20 protein-coding genes are annotated in these 20939 nt (G+C 63.1%); 9 read left to right on the forward strand and 11 right to left on the reverse strand.

The genetic code is table 11. The annotated features are described in order from the left end of the window. Positions 1-7: 7 nt before the first annotated feature. The gene (locus IB267_RS19640; RefSeq protein ID WP_192449092.1) at positions 8-895 is read left to right on the forward strand and encodes a branched-chain amino acid ABC transporter permease; all 888 of its coding nucleotides are present in this window, start codon (positions 8-10) and stop codon (positions 893-895) included. A gap of 303 nt (positions 896-1198) precedes the next feature. Here the strand turns inward: IB267_RS19640 and IB267_RS19645 are convergent, their stop codons facing one another. From IB267_RS19645 to IB267_RS19665, 5 genes are all read right to left on the reverse strand, one after another. Then, complete coding sequence (locus IB267_RS19645) at positions 1199-2281, reverse strand: fatty acid desaturase (protein ID WP_192449093.1); 1083 nt, start codon at positions 2279-2281, stop codon at positions 1199-1201. Between the two features lie 443 nt (positions 2282-2724). Then, the gene (locus IB267_RS19650) at positions 2725-3249 is read right to left on the reverse strand and encodes a DUF2127 domain-containing protein (protein WP_246810715.1); all 525 of its coding nucleotides are present in this window, start codon (positions 3247-3249) and stop codon (positions 2725-2727) included. A gap of 180 nt (positions 3250-3429) precedes the next feature. Further along, positions 3430-4503, reverse strand: a complete 1074-nt coding sequence (locus tag IB267_RS19655; protein ID WP_192449094.1) for a porin — start codon at positions 4501-4503, stop codon at positions 3430-3432. A 147-nt stretch (positions 4504-4650) separates the two neighbouring features. Beyond that, positions 4651-6387 (reverse strand): hypothetical protein, encoded by a 1737-nt coding sequence (locus tag IB267_RS19660; protein ID WP_192449095.1) that lies wholly within the window; start codon positions 6385-6387, stop codon positions 4651-4653. A gap of 230 nt (positions 6388-6617) precedes the next feature. Continuing rightward, the gene (locus IB267_RS19665; RefSeq protein ID WP_192449096.1) at positions 6618-7403 is read right to left on the reverse strand and encodes a GntR family transcriptional regulator; all 786 of its coding nucleotides are present in this window, start codon (positions 7401-7403) and stop codon (positions 6618-6620) included. 167 nt (positions 7404-7570) lie between these two features. On the opposite strand from IB267_RS19665, the gene IB267_RS19670 reads away from it, so the two are divergent. The 5 genes from IB267_RS19670 to IB267_RS19690 all read left to right on the forward strand — a co-directional run bounded on the left by IB267_RS19670 (position 7571) and on the right by IB267_RS19690 (position 13288). After that, positions 7571-8557, forward strand: a complete 987-nt coding sequence (locus IB267_RS19670; RefSeq protein WP_192449299.1) for an ABC transporter substrate-binding protein — start codon at positions 7571-7573, stop codon at positions 8555-8557. Between the two features lie 139 nt (positions 8558-8696). After that, on the forward strand, positions 8697-9476 hold the full coding sequence (locus tag IB267_RS19675) for an ABC transporter ATP-binding protein (RefSeq protein ID WP_192449097.1): 780 nt from the start codon (positions 8697-8699) through the stop codon (positions 9474-9476). Between the two features lie 7 nt (positions 9477-9483). After that, the gene (locus IB267_RS19680) at positions 9484-10407 is read left to right on the forward strand and encodes an ABC transporter permease (protein ID WP_043621831.1); all 924 of its coding nucleotides are present in this window, start codon (positions 9484-9486) and stop codon (positions 10405-10407) included. Positions 10408-10419: 12 nt separating this feature from the next. After that, complete coding sequence (gene kynU, locus IB267_RS19685; RefSeq protein WP_192449098.1) at positions 10420-11661, forward strand: kynureninase; 1242 nt, start codon at positions 10420-10422, stop codon at positions 11659-11661. A 196-nt stretch (positions 11662-11857) separates the two neighbouring features. Next, positions 11858-13288, forward strand: coding sequence for an NAD-dependent succinate-semialdehyde dehydrogenase (locus tag IB267_RS19690; RefSeq protein ID WP_192449099.1), 1431 nt, complete (start codon positions 11858-11860; stop codon positions 13286-13288). Positions 13289-13364: 76 nt separating this feature from the next. On the opposite strand, the gene IB267_RS19695 is transcribed toward IB267_RS19690, so the two are convergent. Next, positions 13365-14282 carry a LysR family transcriptional regulator gene (locus IB267_RS19695; protein ID WP_246810717.1) on the reverse strand — a complete coding sequence of 306 codons (918 nt, stop codon included), beginning with the start codon at positions 14280-14282 and terminating at the stop codon, positions 13365-13367. A 128-nt stretch (positions 14283-14410) separates the two neighbouring features. Here IB267_RS19695 and IB267_RS19700 point away from each other — a divergent pair, with 128 nt between their 5' ends. The 3 genes from IB267_RS19700 to IB267_RS19710 are packed head-to-tail and all read left to right on the forward strand — an operon-like array spanning position 14411 to position 16766. Beyond that, entirely contained in the window at positions 14411-15367 is a 957-nt protein-coding gene (locus IB267_RS19700; RefSeq protein WP_192449100.1) for a dihydrodipicolinate synthase family protein, read from the forward strand. A gap of 21 nt (positions 15368-15388) precedes the next feature. Beyond that, positions 15389-15931: a 3-hydroxyanthranilate 3,4-dioxygenase gene (locus IB267_RS19705; protein WP_060530138.1), complete on the forward strand. Its 543-nt coding sequence runs from the start codon at positions 15389-15391 to the stop codon at positions 15929-15931. Positions 15932-15959: 28 nt separating this feature from the next. Then, positions 15960-16766 (forward strand): aspartate dehydrogenase, encoded by an 807-nt coding sequence (locus IB267_RS19710; RefSeq protein ID WP_192449101.1) that lies wholly within the window; start codon positions 15960-15962, stop codon positions 16764-16766. Between the two features lie 168 nt (positions 16767-16934). Here IB267_RS19710 and IB267_RS19715 read toward each other — a convergent pair whose 3' ends face one another. From IB267_RS19715 to IB267_RS19735, 5 genes are read right to left on the reverse strand one after another with little or no spacing between them, the layout of a single operon-like run. Next, complete coding sequence (locus IB267_RS19715) at positions 16935-18032, reverse strand: amino acid ABC transporter permease (protein ID WP_192449102.1); 1098 nt, start codon at positions 18030-18032, stop codon at positions 16935-16937. Then, the gene (locus IB267_RS19720) at positions 18029-19222 is read right to left on the reverse strand and encodes an ABC transporter permease subunit (RefSeq protein WP_192449103.1); all 1194 of its coding nucleotides are present in this window, start codon (positions 19220-19222) and stop codon (positions 18029-18031) included. Before IB267_RS19720 ends, IB267_RS19715 begins: the two co-directional genes overlap by 4 nt. Positions 19223-19230: 8 nt before the next feature. After that, positions 19231-19740 carry a protein-tyrosine phosphatase family protein gene (locus IB267_RS19725; RefSeq protein WP_192449104.1) on the reverse strand — a complete coding sequence of 170 codons (510 nt, stop codon included), beginning with the start codon at positions 19738-19740 and terminating at the stop codon, positions 19231-19233. Then, positions 19737-20309, reverse strand: coding sequence for a GntR family transcriptional regulator (locus IB267_RS19730; protein ID WP_192449105.1), 573 nt, complete (start codon positions 20307-20309; stop codon positions 19737-19739). The genes IB267_RS19725 and IB267_RS19730 overlap by 4 nt, the downstream gene beginning before the upstream one ends. A 44-nt stretch (positions 20310-20353) precedes the next feature. Further along, positions 20354-20935 (reverse strand): hypothetical protein, encoded by a 582-nt coding sequence (locus tag IB267_RS19735; protein WP_192449106.1) that lies wholly within the window; start codon positions 20933-20935, stop codon positions 20354-20356. Positions 20936-20939 lie beyond the last annotated feature (4 nt).

The raw sequence follows: 20939 nt of genomic DNA on the forward strand, positions 1-20939 counted from the left end.
TCAAATCATGGACATGTTCCTGCAGCAGCTCGTCAATGCGCTCAGCCTCGGCGGCACCTATGCGCTTCTGGCGCTTGGTCTTGCGGTCGTCTTCTCGATCATGGGGCTCATCAATTTCGCCCATGGCGAACTGATGACGGCGGCCGGCTACGGCCTCTGCTTTGCGCTGTTGCTGGGCCTGCCGTTCCCGCTCGCCGTCTGCGCTGCCCTTTTGATCGCGATCGTGCTCGCCATGCTGATGGAGCGCATCGCGTTTAGGCCCGTGCGCGGCGCCAGCGGCACGACGCTTCTGCTGACGAGTTTCGCCGTCAGCGCCATCCTGCGGGTGATCTTCCAGAACTTCATTTCCGCCCGGCCGAAGCCGGTACCGATGCCCGAGAGCTTTTCCGGCACGATCGAGATCGGCGGCCTGCATCTCGGCCTTATCCAGGGGACTTCGATCCTCGTCACGATCATCATGCTGGTCGGTCTCAACCTCTTCCTTCGCACGACCGTGCTCGGCCGTGCCATGCGCGCGGCTTCCGAAGATTTCGCCATCGTTCGGCTGATGGGCATTCGCGCCAATGCGGTGGTCGCCACCGCCTTTGCGATCTCAGGCCTGCTTGCCGGTGTCGCCGGCATCCTCTGGGTGGCCCAGCGCGGCAGTGTCGATCCTCTGATGGGTTTCCTGCCGGTGCTGAAAGCCTTCATCGCTGCGATTATCGGCGGGCTCGGCAGCCTCTCCGGCGCTGTCGCCGGCGGCTTTCTGCTCGGCTTTATCGAAGTCTTCTTGCAAGCCTATCTGCCGGAAAGCCTGCTCAGCTACCGTGATGCCTTCACCATTCTGCTCGTCATCGGGGTGCTGCTGTTCGCCCCGCAGGGGCTACTTGCGAAAAAGACCATCGTCAAGCTTTGAGAGTGGCGGCAGCACAGGAGACTGCGCACGATCCGGCCCAGTCCATGGTGCGACCGGCGATGCCGGTGGCCTTGGCTTAGAACCGGAAGCCTCGATAACAGCGACCCGGCCGATGACGGGTCGCGCCCGCGGCTGTCATGGCTGCCAAATCGACGGTCGCTCAAGCCGGCGCGCCGCGATGCCGGCGTTTGCGCGACGACGGAATGGGGTGCGCCACGGGGCGACGCCACCGCTCCTGTTTCGTCGCGGTGGTCGTAGGGCTGCATTTCAATCCTTGGTGGTGCAGATTGGTCGACTGCGCTATCAGGCAGGCGTCGGCACAGCGGATCCTGCTGCAGTTTGGCGTGCGTTTGCTTCTCGAAATGATACCAGCCGGTGCGAGGCTTCGTCCCAAAGGACGAGCTTCACCAGGCGCAGGCTCTGCCGGATGGTGATGCGGCCCATATCTCCCAGCTCGGGATGATCGCGGATGACCTCAGGAAGTCTATAGAAGGGAACGCGGCTCGACAGGTGGTGGAGATGGTGCATGCCGATATTGCCGGTGATCCAGCGCAATGGCTGCGGCAGATCATAGTGCGAGGCGCCATGCATGGCCGCGTATTGGAACGTCCATTCGGGGGGCCTCGACCAGTGCGTGTCTTCGAACTGGTGCTGGACGTAAAACAGCCAAACGCCTGCTGCGCCAGCAAGAAGCACAATCGGCAGATGGATCAGCAGAAACGGTGCGACACCCACTGCCCAGATAAGAATGCCCGCGAGTGCGGCGATGGCCACGTTCGTTGCCATGGTGGAAATCCACGGCCGGGGGCCTGCGCGCATCATTCCGAACGGTAAGCGCTGCTTGAACAGAAAGAGCCATGCGGGACCGATGCCGAACATAACGAGCGGATGTCGGTAGAGGCGGTAAACAAGCCGCCCTCTGCGCGGGAGCGCCTCGTATTCGGCAACGGTGAGTGTGGCAATGTCACCGACACCCCGTTCGTCGAGGTTGCCTGCCGAAGCGTGGTGGACGGCGTGGGCGCGGCGCCAGTAGTCATAGGGTGTCAGTGTTAGCACGCTGATCACTCGGCCCGTCCAGTCATCCAGGCGGCGGCGCCCGAAGAACGAACCATGGCCGCAGTCATGTTGAAGCATGAACAGGCGCAGGAGGAAACCCGCCGCAACAGGGACGATTAGCACCACGCCGAGCCAGTACCCGAAGTGCATGCAGGCCCAAGCCGCTACCCACAGCAGAACGAATGGCACAAAGGTCACCGCCAGCTCGAACGTGCTGCGGCCGATATGCGGCTGTCGATAGGTGGACAGGATCTTCAGCCAGGCTTTTTCACGATCGACGGTTGCTGCGGCGCCGTGGTCGGAAAGCGGGCTGACTCTGGTATTCTTCAAGGCGTCTTCCTAGTTGGTTGTGTGACATGATCGCCTTGAGTCATTGCTGTGGACACATCAGGCAAACCGGGAATTTGGGCCGAGATCTCGCTCGAGTTCATCTTTCGGCCTTCGACGAGATCGCTCAAAGCAGGGCGCTCGCTGGCGGAAACAAGGGCAGGCGCGCCGCCGTTGTCAGGTTGGATGAAGCCAGGCCCTTATCGGGAGCATTTGACTGTGCCGGCATGACGAGCCCTTCCGTAGTAAACTGGGAGGCTCCGCGCGAAGCTTGGGGCCCGATAGCGATTTTGAAAGGAAGGTTCGTTCAGAGCGCGAAGCCAACTGCGCAATAACCAAAGCTCGCGAGCAAATTCGATAGGGCGTTCTATCGATATCTTCAGTTCGGCGTCAATCGGTTGTTCGCTCGTTGGGAAAAGACGGCCTTTTCCGCCGTTCTCGACGCCTCAAGTCGCCGGACGTCGGCGCATGACCAGTTTGTACTCATGCCAGATGAGCCAAATGACGATGACATCAAACACTGTCAGCGCGATCAGGCCCCAGCTGTGCGTGTAGCTAAAGCGGTAAAGCTGGTAGACAATGAACAGTGCCATTACCACCAGTGACGATGGGTAGGCCCATAGTTTGTTTCGCAGGAGGGCTGCGACAAGGAACAGCTTCACGACGCCATGACTGACCAGGTAGAAGGTGTAGAAATGTCGCGTTTCGACCGAGAAGTTCTGCGCAAAGGTCAGGAGATGCGTGGCGAGAAAATCCCTCGGGTCCTCGATCAGTTCCAGATGCGTGATCGACCTTGCAAGCCTGGTGATGGCGTCGTTCGAGACCAGCCACAGCGCGACACCGCCGACACATTCTGCCAGCGCGTGGACGCCTTTGGCGAGGATGCTGAGTTGGAAGATCTGGTGTAGTCGCTGCTCGTTCAAAATCACCTCACCGCCTGGAAGTACAATAGAGATGGTATAGGCGGTCATTCAATGGATATGGCGTTCGCCGAACCCGTGATTGAAGGTTTTCGCTACATTCAGGTGGCGCTGGCCATTCAACCTCCTTTTCGCGGCTTACCAAGCCGGCGATGGGCGTAGCAGCCCGCGGAGCTATTGCAGCCGGATGGAGCCGGCGGCAATGTCGCACCCGGCTCCTCAACCCCAAGCTTAAAAGTTTCTCTGGAAGCGCACGACGCCGCCGAAAGCGTCTTCGTGTCCGCGAAACCCGCGGAAGGCCGTGTAGTCGAGTTCCGGCGTGATCTTGAAGCCCGGCACGACCTCGTAGGCGACATTGAGGGCCGCGTTCCAGGTGCCGTCTTCCTCGAAGTCGATCTGGCTGTTGATGGTTGCCTTCTCGCTGACCTTCACGGAAGCACCGCCCCACATTGCCCAGTCGCCATACCAGCTTCCATAATAATTCGGCCGGCTCGGGTCGGATTGGTAGGCGCCCATGACGAACAATGAGAGCGTGTCGGTGACGTCGAGATTGACGCGCGCCTTGAAAGCCCAGGCGTCGTAGCGGGTGTCATAGGCCGCCATGCCGAACAGCGTCATCCGGTCCTGCTCATATTTCACGCCGCCAAGCAAATGCGGCACGCTGTCGGCCCGAAGATCGAACCACTCACGGCGTGCCACGCCCGATCCATCGACCGTCTCCAGTTCCCACGAGCCGTTGCCTTCCTCGGCGCCGACCATGGCGGAAAAGCCGTTCCCGAAGTCGTGGGTGTAGCTTGCCTGCATCGTGCGGTCGCCCGAGTAGTAGATGACGTCGTCATAGATGACGTTGCCCGCACCCCAGGTCCAGTTGGCAAAGAGGGAATCGGCGATACCGACCGAGAAGCCGGCAAGCTCGATGACGGCCTCTGAAATATAGATGCGCTCGCCCGACGCCTTGTGTTCGAAACGCGTCTCCAGATAGGAGCGCAGCGTTCCGAACTCGGTTTCGTTGCGGGCGTCGAAACGCATCGTGGCGCGCGCCTTGCCCGGCAGACCGTCGAGCGAGCCGCCCCAGTAGACATCGTCGCCCGCCGCCACCTCGTGGCGCAGGTAGCCGCTGACCTTCAGGCAGGTCTCGGTACCCGGCACATAGAAGAAGCCGTTGCCATAGGCATCGCAGACGCGGACATATTCGACGGGTTCCGCATCGGCAGCCTTTGCCGGCTGCAGGCCCGCCATCGTGCAGAGCGCTGCTACGGCACCTTTCAAGAAGAGTGGTGACGTCGCGATTGTTTGCTTGTTCATGTCGAGTTGGTCCCCTCGGTGTTCTTGTAAAATCGAAAAAGCTTCGCCAGCTCCGTCCACGGCATGCGGGACAAGCGGGTGCTGACTGGGATTGTGTGAAAAGGAGAGAAAAGGCCGGTATCGGTTGCGATACCGGCCCGGTGCGCGTTACCCGCGCGGCGGCCAGACCTCGCCGGAAAGGCCGGTCTTCGGTTCGCCGAGAAGCGGCGTCTTCAGGGCGCGGATGCCGTCGATGCTGATCAGCCAGATGATGTTGCGGTCATATTCGGTAAAGACCGCGAAGCTGGCGTTCTCGTAGGTGTATTCGGGCATTTCCTCCGGCTTGGGGAAGCGCGGCACGTAGTAGCCGGCGATCTTCGGATCCTTCGGGTCGTTGACGTCGAAGATCTGCAGGCCGGCATTATAGAAGGCATAGGGCAGGATGCCCTGCCGGCTGTATCCCGGCTGGTGGGTCGTGCCGGAGCGCTTCGGGCCGAAGCTGCCGCGCCGCTGGCAATAGTCGGTGAACTCGGCCTCTGCCGGTGGGGTCGGACGCGGGAAGGTGGCGACAACCTTCGGGTCCTTCGGATCCTTGGCGTCGATGACCAGCACGTCCTTGTAGGGCTCGTAGCAATTGGAGTTCATCGGATAGCCGTTGGCAAAGACATAGCCGGTGCGCTCGTATTGGCTGGTATCGGCATTGTCGAACTCGGTGCCGGCAAAGCTCGGCGGGATGCTCAGATGGCCCATCATTTCCGGGGTGCCGGGCTTGGTGAGGTCGAAGGTGTAGAAGCCGAGGCCGCCCATGGCGCCGAAGCCTATCTTGCCGCCCTTTTCCACCGGCTTCGGCAGGAACAGCGGCATGCGCGAACCCATCCAGGAGGTGCGGTTGCCGGCCCGCGGGTTCATGAGGTACGCGTCCTCGCTTGCCTTGTCGCCGGCGATTTGGCCGGGAACCGTGACCTGGCTGACGAAGACGGGATTGGCCGGGTCCGTCATGTCCCAGGCCTGGTAGCCGGGCGAATGCAGGTAATCGGGATATTCGGTCAATGCGTAGCTGTCGTCGGGAGCCGACGAGAGATACATGTACTTGCCGCCGAACCAGGCCGGCGCATCGAGCGAGCCGGAGCCCTGCTGCTCGCCGATGGGTGCGTCGGGGTTGTTGATGTCCGTCGTGCGGGTCGCAATCAGCTTCCAGTCGCTCGGCAGCGGGCCGTTCATCTCATAGACCTTGAAGCCCTTGAGCGAATTGTAGTGGCGCAGCGTTTCGACGATGTCGGGCTGGGTGCGCTTGTTGTCGAGGATGCCGAAGCGCCCGATCTCGTAGGAGGCGACGACGACGTTCTTCTGGAGCTTCTCGCTCCAGGCAATCGTCATGCCGCCGAAATAGTCTTGTACCGTCTTGGCGTCCCAGTCTTCGCTCGAACCTTCCGGTCCCCAGACGCCGCCCTTCGAATAGACGACCTTGGCCTTGATCGGGTCGGTGATATCGAGCACGCGCATGTAGTCGCGGTCGTGCAGGTACATGTAGCGCTTGCCGTCGAAATCCGCGACATCGGGCCAGGCATGCCATGGCGAGGTGATGTGGGGGTAGAAGGCGATTTCCTCGACATTGCTCTTGTAGGTCTTGTCGTCCCAATGGGTGAGCTGGCCAGGGAAATTGGGCGATGCGCCAAGTGCGGTGGCACGCGGAGCCTTGAAAGTGCCCGTGGCCGGATCCATGCCGTAGTCCTTGCCCGGAACCAGCGCCGGCGGCTGCTTGTCATAGGTCAGTTCCGACCAGCGCTTGAGGTGCGGATCCTGGATGTTGATCTCGGTCGGCACTTCCTTTTCCCAGCCGGCCGCAAGGGTCGCGCCCGCTGCCAGACATAAAATCGAGCATGTGATGATCAGCCGTTTCGGCATGTCGGTCTCCTCCTGGAATATCAGTGAATGGCCGCGTCCAAGCCTGGCAGCGGCGCAAGCAAACGACGGCGCGGCGGCGACGCCCCCTTGTGTCGCGTTCCGAATTCTCTCGTCCTGTCAGTTGATCGCGCAGGCCTCCTCATGCCCGCGCAAATCACGCCGTTCCCGTTTGCTAGGCGCCATGAAACAGGGTCGCTTTCCCTATAACAATCGCCTTAATCAGCATTAATTCATGCGGATTTCTTATGAGTTCCCGGGCGTGTTGATGCTTTGCGGGATGCTGGTGACACCGCTTCCCCTTCTTCGACGGCATAGACCTCGAGCGGATAACCGAAATGCTCGTCCATCAGGAGGCGGGCGCGTTCGGCGTTGCGGTCGAGCACGGCCTCCATCAACTCGGTGTGCGGACCGATCGACTGCGCCTTGTGCAACGCGGCCATGGCCTCCGCGTAGCCGGCCGTCTCTCCGTGTTCCGCGCGCAGGACGGGGGCAAAGGCAAGGAATCGGTAGTGGCGCTGGAGTTGGTCGGAGATGGTCGAGCGAAAGTGCATCAGCCAACTCGATTGCGCCGCGCTGAGCAGCGCGGCGTGAAACGCCTCGTGCCGTTCCATCCAGGTGTCGACGGCAAGGTCGGAAGAATCCTCGACGACCGTCTTGCAGCGCGACAGTCGGTAGTGCGCCGTGACGATTGCCGATTCCCACTCCGCGCCGCCGCGCTCCATGGCTTCCAGCAACAGGGGGATTTCGACGACCGCGCGCGCCTTCGTCAGATCCTCCAGCCCCTTGCGCGAGACGGGTGCGACGGTGAAGCCGCGATTGGAGATCGCCACCACCAGCCGCTCCGCCTCCAGCCGCGACAGGGCCTCGCGCAGCGGCGTCCGCCCGATATCGTAGGCCTTGCTCAGAAGATCGGGTCGCAACGGCGCCTCCGGTTGCAAGCGGGCCATGAGGATCTCCGTCCGCAAGATCCTGTAGGCGATCTCCGTTTTCGTGCTGTTTTCCTGCTCGTCGACCAAAGGCACCTCCAAAAATCGCCACCCGAATGTACGGTCGTCATATATGCGAGAATAATATATGATAATCGCCAATTGCTATAATTGTATACTATATCGTTGACTTTGCCGTGGGGCTGCGCTTCCTCATCGCTCATGCTGTCAACTGCGACAGCCAGAGGAGGAACATGATGGCCACGACAAAATCGAAACTCATGACAGGTCTGATGGCAGCCGGCATCGTCCTTGCCGGCATCGGCTCGGCCGCCGCCGATCCGATCCGCATCGGCATCGCCAATTTCGGCGAACACCCCCCGCTCAATGCCGCTATCGCCGGTTTCAAGGCGGCGCTTGCGGAAAACGGCTTCGTCGAGGGCAAGGACGTCGTCTACACCGAGAGCCACACCAATTTCGACGCGTCGCTCGTGCCGCAGATGATCGCGAAGCTGCAGGCCGAACAGCCGAAGCTCGTCTACACCGTCACCACGCCGGTCTCGCAGATTGCCAAGAAGGCGCTGGCAGGTTCGGGCATCCCGGTGATCTTTACCGCCGTGACCGATCCGGTCGCCGCCAAGCTCGTGCCCTCCCGCGAAAGCGGTGATGACGGCATCACCGGGGCGACCGACAACCAGGATATGGCAGCGGTGCTCGCTTTCACCAAAAAGCTGCTGCCGAACGCCAAGCGCCTCGGCCTTCCCTATAATCCGGGCGAAGCCAATGATGTCGCGCTGCTCGAGAGCGTGCGTAAGATCGCTCCGGAACAGGGTTTTGAAGTCGTTGAAGTCGGCGTCGACAACCTCAACGACATCCAGCAGCGCATTACCTCGCTCTCCGGCAAGGTGGACGTCATCTACGGCCCGACGTCCAACATGATCCAGCCGGCGATCGCGGCGGTTGCATCGGCTGCGCGCCAGTCCGGCATTCCCGTTGTCAATGCCGTCGATACGGCTGTTCGGGAAGGATTCGTGCCGGCAAGCTTCGCCGTCAACTACGAACAGGTCGGCAAGAACGCCGGCAAGATCGCCGCCGAAGTCCTCAAGGGCAAGGACCCGAAGTCCATCGCCCCGGTGTTTCCCGCCTACGAGGATCACCAGGCGCTGATCTCGAAGAAGGCCATGGCCGCCTTCGGCGTCGAGATCCCGGCTTCGCTCGCCGATTGCAACTGCATCGTCGAGTAATCCGACGCCTGCAACGGGCGGCGGCCACGACGCCGCCGTCCATGAGAGCGCCGAGCGCGCCCTGTCCATTCGTATTTACATGAATTCCGGAAGAAGGCTGCGGAGGCGGCCTCTAAGGAATTACTCAGAGGAGGAACGGATGCTCGAAATCCGATCTGCACGAAAGGTCTTCTACAAGGGACAGCCCGATGAGAAGATCGCCCTCAACGATCTCAGCCTGACGCTTCCGACCGGCAACTTCGCCATCGTCATCGGATCGAACGGCGCCGGCAAGAGCAGCATGCTGAACGCCATATCCGGCGCACTCATGCTCGACAGCGGCAAGATCCTCATCAACGGCGACGATGTCACGGCGCTGCCGGTGCACAAGCGCGCAACACGGGTCGCCCGGGTCTTCCAGGACCCGATGAAGGGCACCGCCGCTTCGATGACGGTCGCGGAGAACATGCTGCTCGCCGAATTGCGTGGCAAAAAGCTCGGCCTCAGCCGCGGCCTCAACGCCAGGCGGCTTGCGAGCTACCGCGAACGCCTGGCGGCGCTGAACCTCGGGCTGGAAAACCGGCTGGATACGCGCGTCGAACTGCTTTCGGGCGGACAGCGCCAATCGCTTTCGCTGATCATGGCGACCTGCGACCAGCCGGACCTGTTGCTGCTCGACGAACATACGGCCGCCCTTGATCCCCGCACTGCTGACATCGTCATGCAGGCGACGGTGCGCGCAGTCGAAGCCTTCAATCTCACCACGCTGATGGTGACGCACAACATGCAGCACGCCGTCGATTTCGGCCACAGCGTGGTGATGCTCGATGCCGGCCAGATCCGGCTCGAAATCACCGGCGCAGAAAAGACCGACGTCACGATCCCGAAACTCATCGGTCACTTCGGCATGAAGACCGATCGCATGCTGCTGGCAAGCTGAGACGGACATGGAAACAGTTTCAACCATATTCTCGAACTTCATCACGCTCGTTCCGGTCACGCTGGCGCAGAGCCTCATCCTTTCCTTCATCGTCCTCGGCATCATGTTGCCGTTCCGAACGCTGAACTTCCCGGACCTGACGAGCGAAGGCGCGTTCCCCCTCGGTGGTTGTGTCTGTGCGTTGTCGCTGGCGGGTGGCGCGCCGGGCTGGCTGGCCATCCTGGTGGCGATGGCCGCCGGTTTCCTGGCGGGTAGCTGCACGGCCTTCGTGCATCTGCGTTTCCGAATTCATACGCTGCTTGCCGGCATCCTGATGATGACGATGCTTTACTCGATCAATCTGCGGCTGATGGGCAAGTCCAACCTCTCGGTCTACGGCACGCCGACCATTTTCGATGGCGTACCCTTTGTCGAACCGGGTTTCCCGGTCGCAAAGATCGTTGTCGCGGGCCTGCTTGGCATCGCCGTCTATTGTCTCTTGAACCTTTATTTCCGCACCGAGCGTGGCACGGCCATGCGCGCCGTCGGCTCCAACCCGGATATGGCGGAAGCGCAAGGGATCAGCATCTGGGCCTTCACCATCGGTGGGGTCGGTCTGGCTGGCGCCTTCTCGGCCACCAGCGGCGCCCTGATGGTGCAGTCGCAGGGATTTGCGGACGTCAACATGGGCATCGGCACCCTGATCAACGGCCTTGCGGCGCTGATGATCGGCGAAGCCATCGTCGGCAAGCAGACGATCCGGCGCCAGCTTGCGGCACCCTTTGTCGGCGCCATCGTCTACTACCAGCTTGTTTCGCTCTGCCTTGCCGCCGGCATGCCGCCGACCGACCTGAAACTCGCCACCGGCCTCTTCGTGCTCGCCATGCTGGCGCTGCCGACCCTCAAGCGCGCCCGCGGCCCCATGCCGGCCCGCGAAACCGTCCGTGAATAGAAGGATCGCTCCATGAACACCGATATCCATGCCGTGGAGGCGCTGGACCGCGACGATCCGCTCGCGGGCTTCAAGAAGCGCTTCGACCTGCCTGAAGGCGTCACCTATCTCGACGGCAATTCGCTCGGCGCGGCGCTCTTTGCCTCCTATGCCGAGATCGAGAAAGCCGCGAAACTCGAATGGGGCCGCGACCTCATCCGAAGCTGGAACACGGCTGGCTGGTTCGCCCTGCCGCTAACGCTCGGCGACCGTGTCGGCCGCCTCATCGGCGCAGCCCCCGGCCAGACCGTTGTGACCGACCATACGTCTGCCAATGTCTATAAGGCGCTGCACGCAGCGCTTGGCCTCAACGCAGACCGCAAGGTCATCGTCGCGGAAAGCGAAAGCTTCCCGACCGATCTTTACATGGCCGAAGGCGTGATTGCGACGCGGCCCGGCACCGTCCTCAGGCTCGAGGGCGTCGATGGCCCGCGGATCGAAGACCTGATCGACGAGAGCGTCGCCGTGGTGCTCGTCAATCACGTCAACTACAAGACCGGCGCTCTGCGCGACATGGCGGCGCTGACCAAGCGCGCGCACGATGTGGGTGCGCTGGTGGTCTGGGATCTCTGCCATTCGGCCGGCGCGCTGCCGGTGGAGCTCGACCGTTGTAACGTCGATTTCGCAGTCGGCTGCACCTACAAGTACCTCAATGGCGGCCCTGGCGCGCCGGCCTTCATCTACGTGGCTAGGCGTCATCAGGAAAAGGCCAGCCAGCCGCTGAGCGGTTGGTGGGGACATGCCCGCCCGTTCGCCTTTGAGCGCAACTATGATGGCGGCGCGGGTATCCTGCGCTTCCTCTCCGGTACCCAGCCGATCCTGTCGCTGCGCACGCTGTCGGCAGCACTCGATCTCTGGGACGAGGTAGACATGGCCGCCGTCCGCAGGAAGAGCGTCGCGCTCACCGGCCTCTTCATCAAGCTCGTCGAAGCGCGTTGCGGCGCGTTTGGCCTGAAACTGGTGGGGCCAACGGACGTCACGGTGCGCGGCAGCCAGGTCTCCTTCGAGCACGAGGGGGCCTATGAAATCATGCAGGCTCTGATCGAGCGGGGGGTCATCGGCGATTTCCGCGCTCCGGCCACCATCCGTTTCGGTTTCACGCCGCTCTATACGAGTTTTAGAGATGTGTGGAACGCCGTGGACGTGCTGCATGACGTGATGGCGACGGGTGCCTGGCGCGATGCCCGCTTCGCTGTCCGTAGTGCCGTGACCTGATCGCGATCGCCGAGAAGGATGGAAAAGCGCTTTCCCTGCCGGGAAGGCGCTTTTTGCGTTTGGAGCTGTCTCGAGACTTATCACATCTCGATATCAATTCATTCAACCTATGTGGATTGTTATATTAGACCGCTGATTGCATCCATTACCGGACAGGAAGGCGCAGCCTCTGAAGGAATGGCGAAAAGGCAATCTCATGGCTCAGGATACGCATGCTCAGCTCTACATCGGCGGCAAGTGGAGGGCGACCTCCGAGACGCTCGCCGTCATCAACCCCGCCAATGAGGATGTCATCGGCAAGGTGGCGGTCGCCCGCGAGACGGATCTCGCCGATGCGACGGACGCCGCCTGGCAAGGCTTTCAGCTCTGGAGCCGGACATCACCCGCTGCCCGGGCGGCAATCATCCTGAGGGCCGCCCAGCTGCTTCGCGAACGTTCCGAAGAGATCGCCCTCTCGATCACGCTCGAAAACGGCAAGCCGCTTTCCGAGGCACGGTCCGAGGTCATTCGCGGTTGCGAGTTCTTCGAATGGGACGCCGGCGAATGCGTGCGCCTCTACGGCCGGGTCATCCCGAGCGCGCCGGGCATTCGCTACATCGTGCTGCACGAGCCGATCGGCCCGGTCGCGGCCTTTTCGCCCTGGAACTTCCCGATGAGCCAGCCCGCCCGCAAGATCGGCGGGGCGCTTGCCGCTGGCTGTTCGATCATCATGAAGGCGTCCGAAGAGACACCGACGGGCGTGGTGCACATCGCCCGGGCGTTCCACGATGCCGGTCTGCCGGCGGGTGTGCTCAACCTCGTCTTCGGACATCCCGCCGAGATCTCGGAATATCTCATCCCGCAGGACAGGATCCGCATGGTCGCCTTCACCGGATCGACCGCCGTCGGCAAGCACCTGACGACGCTCGCGTCACAGGTCATGAAGCCGGCGTTGATGGAGCTTGGCGGTCATGCGCCGGTCATCGTCTGCGAGGATGCCGATCCCGTTGCGGCCGGTGTCGCCTGCGCAACGCGAAAGTACCGCAATTCCGGCCAGGTCTGCACCTCGCCGACACGCTTCTTCGTGAATGAGGCGCTCTACGAGCGCTTCACGGCAGCCTTCGTGGAGAAGGCGCGGTCGATCAAGGTCGGCGACGGCCTCGATGCATCGACCCAGATGGGGCCGGTTGCCAATGACCGGCGCATCGCCGCCCTGCAGGAACTCGTGGACGATGCGCGCGCTAAGGGTGCGCGCATCCTTTGCGGTGGCGGGCGCTTGGAAGGCAAGGGCTACTTCTTCGCACCGACCGCGATCGCCGAGTTGCCCGACGATGCCCGCGCGCTTTCCGAAGAGCCTTTCGGCCCGCTGGCGCTGATCAATCCGGTGTCCTCGGTGGACGAGGCGCTGGCCAAGGCGAACGCGCTTCCCTTTGGTCTTGCGGCCTACGGTTTCACGAACTCGACGGCCAATGTGGATCGCCTCGTGCAGGGCATCGAGGCCGGCAACCTGTCGATCAACACCTTGGAGGCCTCGGTCGCCGAAACGCCGTTCGGCGGGGTCAAGGAAAGCGGCCTTGGCCGCGAGGGCGGTGCGGAAGGCCTGCATCACTACACCGTTGTGAAGAACGTTTCCCTGCGCGTCGCCTGACGACCTTCGTACAGTTGCACCTGTGACAAGCTGAGGCTGAAACCGTCGTTGCACGGTTTCAGCCTCAGACGTTTCGTCAACCGACGACCGGGATCATGTCACGCAGCACTTTGCGCAGCATGGTGCGGACCGCGAGCGTCGCGGGGGACGGTGTGCGCTCACGCGCGGTGATGATGGCAACGTCACGGGCGATCGACGGCTCGACCAATGGCCGCGCGGAAATCTTCCGGCCGTTGAGACCGGTAAAGGCATAGGTCGGGAGGATAGCAAGGCCAGCCTCGCGCTCGACCAGCGACAGGGCCGTGTTGATCTGGTGGACTTCCAGGGAAGGGCGCAGCGGCACGCCGGCGCTCTCGAAGCCGACCTCGGTCAAAAGGCGGATGTTGCTTTCGCGCGTCAGCGTGATGATCGGCTGGTCGGCGAGCGCGGACCAGGCCACTTCGGCCTTGGCGCAGACAGCGTGCCCTTCGGGCGCGAAAACCATCAGCTGGTCACGCAGCACGCGCTGGATCTCGAGTCCATCTTCGTCGCTGGCAAAGGTGCCGACACCGAGATCGCAAAGGCCGCTGCGCACTCTGGGGGCGATCAGATCGGTCACCACATCCTCGATCCTGAGCTTCAGGTTCGGGTGGGTCGACGAGACCTCCTGCAACAGCCGCGGCAGCACGGTTGCGCCAAGAAAGGGCGGTGCGGCGATGCGCACGAGACCGGTCCTGAGCTGCCCGAGATCGCGCACCGCATCGACGGCACGCTCGATTTCCGAAAGCCCGGGCAAGGCGCCGGCGGCAAAGACACGTCCGGCTTCGGTCAGTTCGACGCGCCGGGTCGTGCGGTCGAACAGTCGGGCACCGAGCAGCGCTTCGAGGTCGCGGATGGCATGCGAGATGCCGGCCTGGCTGGTGTGCAGCCGCTCGGCGGCACGGGAGAAATTGCCGAGTTCGACCACGGCCTGAAAACACTTGATCTGGCGCAGATTGAGCATCGAGTCATCCATACTGATTTCAGCATGAATATATACGGACTATGCGTCTTAATGAATAAAAATTTCCTGCGCTAAATGGCGACAACCAAGACCGGAGCGGCCATCACGCGCCGCCGGACCGACATGCGACAGGGAGCGCCATGAAATACCAGCGTAAAGATGCAAAGGCCCATTCCCGCGCCACGATGCGCGGCATCTGGGCGGCGGCGAACACGCCGTTCACGGCCGATGGCGCCATCGACGAAGAGGGCTACCGCCGCAATGTCGAGCATTGGATTTCCGATCTCGGTATCGACGGCCTCTTCATTGCCGGCAAGCAGGGCGAGTTCTTTTCCATGTCGGTCGACGAGCGTAAGCGCATGTTCGATCTCTCCGTGGAGGCGACAGGCGGTAGAGCGCAGACGATCATGTCCTGCTCCGACCAGAACATGGATGTGGTGATTGATCTTGCCCGTCATGCGCAGGCCTGTGGCGCCGACTACATCGTCGTGCATGCGCCGATCCTGCATTTCTTCAAGCAGCAGGATGAAACGCTGCTGCGCTACTATGAGACCATCGCCTCCAAGGTGGATATCGGCATGGCGCTCTGGTCGCATCCCGACAGCGGCTATCTGATGAGCCCGGAGCTGTGCAACCGGCTTGCCGACATCGAGACGGTGGTGGCGATCAAGTACTCCGTGCCGCGCGCGATTTACAAGGCGCTGACGGCGCTTGCCGGTGACCGCATTCTCGTCTCGACCGCTTCGGAAGAGGAATGGCTGGATAACGTGCTGGAGCTGGGCTGGCAGCTTTATCTCTGCTCGTCGCCGCCCTACACGCTCCAGACCAAGGCCGACCGGCGCATGGCCGAGTACACGGCACTCGCCTTCGCCGGAAAGGCCGAGGAGGCCCGCGCCGTCAGCGCGAGCTTGCAAGGGGTGCGTGACGCGTTCCGCAAGTCCAAGCCCGGGGAAAAGCCGCATGCGCACCAGAAGTACTGGCAGGAACTGCTTGGCCAGGTGGGTGGCGCCGTCCGCCGGCCGCTGCTGGAGCTGACGGATGCGGAAAAGAGACTGACCAGAGCCGCCTTCGAGGAATGCGGCCTGAAACTGCGCTGAACGGGACAGGGAGGAATATCGATGACGAAGCTCAAGGCGTTCAATCTGCAAAAGTGGATCGACGAGCACAAGCACCTTTTGAAGCCGCCGGTCGGCAACCAGCAGATCTGGAAAGATGCCGATCTGATGGTGACGATTGTCGGCGGCCCCAACAAGCGCACCGACTATCACGACGATCCCGTCGAGGAGTTCTTCTATCAGCTCAAGGGCGACATGGTGCTGAAGCTCTATGACGGCAAGGAATTCTACGATGTGCCGATCCGGGAGGGCGACATCTTCCTGCTGCCGCCGCATGTGCGCCATTCGCCGCAGCGGCCGATGGAGGGATCGATCGGTCTCGTGATCGAGCCGACGCGGCCTGAAGGCCTGCTCGACGCCGTCGAATGGTACTGCTTCGAATGCACGGAGCTGGTGCACCGCGCGGAGGTAGATCTCGAATCCATCGTCGACGACCTGCCGCCGATCTACCAGGCCTTCTATGCCGACGAAAAGCTGCGCACATGCCCGAAATGCGGGACCGTGCACCCCGGCAAGACCCCGCCCGAGGGCTGGGTGACGCTCTGAACCGGCAGCAAACCAGCAAAGGACTGTCATGTCGAAAGTCGAAGCCATCTGCCTCATAGGCTGGGGCGCCATCGGTCAACGGGTGGCAGAACTTCTCAAGGCGCGCGGCGCGAATGCCCGGATCGTCGGGATCGCCGTGCGCGATCCCGGTGAAGTCGCAGCGACCATGCCGGAAGGGGCGGTCCATGTTGCCGGTCCCGAAGCGTTGGCGGCGACCGGCGCGACGTTGGTCGTCGAGGCGGCGAGCCGCGAAAGCGTCAAGCCCTTCGCCCGGGCGGCGTTGGCGGCGGGCATCGATTTCGCTGTGTCCTCGACCTCGGCCCTGGTGGATGCTGCCGCGCTCGAAGAACTCGTGGGCCTCGCCCGGAAAAACGGTTGCCAGCTCATCATTCCGCCGGGCGCGCTCGGCGGCATCGATGCTCTCTCGGCGGCGTCGCGGCTGGGCCTCGACAGCGTGGAGCACACCATCACCAAGCCCGCGCGGGCTTGGTTCGGGACGCCGGCCGAGGAGCTCTGTCGCCTTGGTGACCTTCAGGAGGCGGAAGCGTTCTTCGCAGGATCGGCCGCGGAAGCCGCGACCGCCTTTCCGCAAAATGCCAATGTGGCGGCGACCACATCCCTTGCCGGCATCGGCATGGAACAGACGCGCGTGCAGCTCGTCGCCGATCCCAAGGCCTTGGAAAACACGCACAGCATTGTCGCCCGGGGCGCCTTCGGCACGCTCGAAATCCGCCTCCAGAACCGTCCGCTTGCAACCAATCCGAAATCCTCGGAGATGACGGCACTGAACCTCGTTCGCCTGATCGAGAACAGGACAAGTCCACTTGTCCTTTAGTCGGTAGCTGCCGCTCGACTGCCTGCCCTTGCCGTTCCGGATGGATCTTTCGTGCCGCCGGCAACGGCGCGCGGCTTGTTCTGTTGGCCCTAACCAAACCACCTTCGACATCGTCGTTGAAAGGGGTCGCGCGTGCGCGGTGCTTGAACGCCCAGACGTTGCGGGCCGTCAGTCGCTCCGACGCCGGGCATTTACGCTCTTGTTGGCAAGTCGTCGGCCGATCCAGGAGAGGTAGGAGCAGGAGACGAGGAACCAGACGCCAACGAAGACATAGGCCTCGAGTGCCTGGTTGCCCCAGGCAACGTCGCTGAAGGCCATGCGCGCGGTGGCGCTGAGATCGTGCAGGCCGAGGATCACGACGAGGGACGTGTCCTTGTAGGCGCCGATGGCGCTGTTGACGAGCGCGGGCATGGCCCGCTCGGTCGCCTGTGGCAGAAGCACGAGACGGGCGGTTGGCCAGAAGCCGAGACCAAGCGAAGAGGCGGCTTCATGCTGGCCGGCCGGCAGCGCCATGAGGCCGCTTCGCACATCCTCGGCGAAATAGGCGGCATGGAAGAAGACGAGGGCGATCAGCACCGCCACGATCGGGTCGATGCTCGTGCCCTTGGGCAGCGTCAGCGGCAGCACGAAAACCCCGACGAACAGCAGCGTCACCATCGGCACGCCGCGCATGATCTCGACATAGGCGCCCGCGGCGCGGTGCAGCAGCCTATGGCGCGTCTGGTATCGGGCAAGCGCGAGCAGCACGCCGACCGGCAAGGCAAGGGCGAGCGCGATGGTGGAAAGGATGAGGAGGATCGGCAGGCCGTTCCAACGGGAGGCATCGACCGGAGCGAGACCGAGGACGCCGCCGCCCATCAGCGTGAAGGACGCGGCCATGCCCGCCAGCCAGAGCCCCGCGAAGAGCCTCATGTCCGGCCAGCGCCCGCTGACAGCCATCTGGCCGGTGGCGATGGAAAGGCCAAGGAGCAGCAGCGATGCGAGCATCGGCCGCCACTGTTCGTCGAACGGATAGGTGCCGAACAGGATGAAGCGGGATTTCTCCACCCAGAAGGGCCAGCAGGCGCCGGAGGCCTCAGCACAGACGGCCGGATCGGCAAAGGGTGGTACGGCCGCCAGCACGAGCCAGTCGGCTATAACCCAAAGAATGGCGAGCACGAGGCCGCCGCTTGCAAGGGAGAGGAGGCTTGCGCCCGGTCGGGAAACCTGCCTCAGCAGCCAGGCGCAAAACCGGCTCGGGCCGATCGGTTGTGTCGCTCCGCTCATCGCGCGCCCCTTCCTTCGCGGGCGCGAATACGGGCGCTCCAATGGTTCAGCACGCCGGTGAGCGCAAGGCAAAGCAGCAGGTAAATCGACATGGTGATCAGCATCGTTTCGAGCGGCCGGAAGGTCTGGTTGATTGCGGTGCCAGCGACCGACATGAGATCTGAATAGCCGACGGCAATCGAGATCGAGGTGTTCTTCAGGAGATTGGCGAACTGGTTGTTGAGCGGTGGAACGACGGTGCGCAGCACCTGGGGCACGACGACGAGACGGGTGGCCTGGCCGCTCTTGAGGCCGAGCGCCGCTGCGGCTTCGATCTGGCCTTTGGGAATGGCCTCGATGCCGCCGCGCAGCACCTCGGCGATCTGCGCGCCGTGATAAAGACCGAGTGCGACGGCCACCGTGCAGAACTGGATGGAAAGGGCGACGCCGCCTTCCACCGAAAACCCTTGAAGTATCGGCAAGGTAAGCCCAAGCGGCGCGTCGAGCACGATGGCAAGCACCGCCGGGACGGCGAAGCATAGGGCCAGTGCGACCGTCAGAACGGGCAGGCGTCGGCCGGTGAGGGCCTGGCGGCGGGCGGCATGGCGTGCCCACAGCCAGATGAGCGCTGGGACGAGAAAGATGCTTGCGAAAAGCCAGAGCGTATTGCGCGGATCTTGCGAAAGCCAGGGCAGGTAGATCGCCCGGTTCGAGATCGTGAAAGGTCCAAGGATCAACGCCTGCCGGATGGCGGGCAGACCGTTCACAGCGGCAACGAAAATGACCAGCAGGACCAGGATCTTCGGCAGGTTGCGGAAGAGTTCGACGTAAGCGAGCGCGAAGAGGCGCGCGAGCGGCGACGCGCTGACGCTGAGAAGGCCGAGCAGCAGGCCGGCAAGCGATGCGATGACGAGGCTCGCGACGGCGACGACGATGGTGTTGGCAAGTCCGGCTAAGATGGCGCGCAGGTAGGTGTCATTCGCCCCATAGGGGATGAGTGTTTCGCTAAGGTCGAAACCGGCCTGCTGGGTGAGGAAGGCGAAGCCGGGCTGGATGCCGGCCGCGAGCATGTTGGAGTGGACGTTGAAGGCGACGACGGTGAAGGCCGCGAGGATCGCAACGCCGACACCGATATCGGCGAGGGAAACGGCCGGCCTTGCCTTGGGCGGACCGTCCTGCGGGGCGTGGGGAATTTGCAGTTTCCGGTCCATGGGCGTGCTCAGGGATTGGTTTCGGCAGGCAGGGTAAAGCGGGCGACCAGCGCCTTCTGCGCCTCGGTCTCCGGCCCCGAGCCAGCGCTGGCGACAAGGGCGGTGGCCTGCGTCAGATCAAGGCCGAAAGCGCGCAGAATGCAGATGGCGAAGGTGCCGGTGCGGCCTATGCCGGCCGCGCAATGAACGAAAACCCGCTCGCCGGAGGCAAGCGCCTGCGCCGTCTCGCCGGCGAGGGCGAAGAGCCCGGCCTCGTCCGCGGGCACGCCGAAATCCGCGATCGGGAACCGCACGACGGGAATGTCCGTCCCTGCGGCAAGGCTTGCAGCATAGTCCGTTGCCTTTTCCTCGATCTCCGCAAGCGGGGTAAGGCTCACGATGCGGCTGATCTTCTGCGCGCGCAGATCGTCCATGTCGTCGGAAAACGGCCGCAGGCGGCCGGGCATGGGCCCGAGCCAGAGCGTGCCGGCAATGCCAGACGGCAGCCGGAGGGGGCGCGGGAAATGTGTATTGGTCATGCGGTTTCCGCTGCGAGCTCCGAGAGAAGGTGGGTCGGCGTCTGCGCCGTTAAGGCCGCAGTGACTGTCGTGCGCAGCGCTCTGAACGCGGTCTCGAGATCGTCGTGTGCGGCTTGCATGCGCCAGCGGATCACGCGCCAGTGCAGGGCCGCATGGGCTTCGGCGGCAATCGGATCGAGCACCAGGCCGGAGACGAGTTCGAGGAGGCAGGCGCGGATGGTGAAGTAGCTTTCGACGGGCGCCTCGCCGGGGTTGGCGGCGAGCTCGCCGATGGTGGCGAGCTGGACGCGGGCGGGCATGGCGAAATTCGCCGCACAGCATCGCGTGCACAGGTTCAGCATGTCCGACAGCATGGTGAAATGCAGGTTGCGCTGGGCGGGATCGAGTGTGCTGACCACCGTGCCGACGCCCGAGCGCGTTTCGAGGAGATGCTCGAAGGAAAGCCGCTGCAGGACCTGGCGGATCGGGGTGCGGCTGACGCCGAACTCCTGCGCCAGCTTGCCTTCGTGCAGCATCATGGGCGTATCGGGGTGGGTCGTGCAGATGCGGAAGCGCAACTCCTGCAGCATGTCCTCCGAGCGGGGCGGACCGGATCTCGATGTTTGCGGCAAGCTCACGCTTTCCCCCTTCCTATGCTTTGGCGCGCGTCGGCGCGGCCGTTGTTCTGGTTGTATAGCCAGTCTTCCTGAAGCGGGCTTTCGACCGATTCGGGAAAAGCGAGGCGCACTGTCGACAGGGCCTCGTCGACAGAAAGGCCCCGCGAACTGAGAATATGCGCGGCGATCATACCGCTGCGTCCAGCACCATAGCTGCAGCACAGCGCAATGGCCCGGTTCGCGGCAAGCAGAGTGCAAACACGCCCCTCCAACCGCCGCCACGCCTTTATCCACGTTTGGCCGGGCGCGGAAAAATCGTCGATCGGCAAGGCCGCAAACGCCATGCCTGTCTGCCTGACATGCTTGCGCAGCAGGATGCGGTAGTCGGGCGGGCAGTCGCTGTCGCGCGCCAGAAACAAGAAGAGATCGGTTCCGCGGGCAGCAAGGGCGGCGAGCGTCTCGTCGATGCCCTCGGGATCCACCCAGACCTCGCCGCGCGGACTGATCGTCAGGCCGGGTGCGCCGAGGGTTACGAGGCGTCCTCCGGCTGGGCAATCGACGGTGGCGCGGATGGATATGGGTCCGTCGATATCCGTCATGCCG

The sequence above is a fragment of the Ensifer sp. ENS09 genome (genome assembly GCF_014852425.1).
GTDB lineage: Bacteria > Pseudomonadota > Alphaproteobacteria > Rhizobiales > Rhizobiaceae > Ensifer.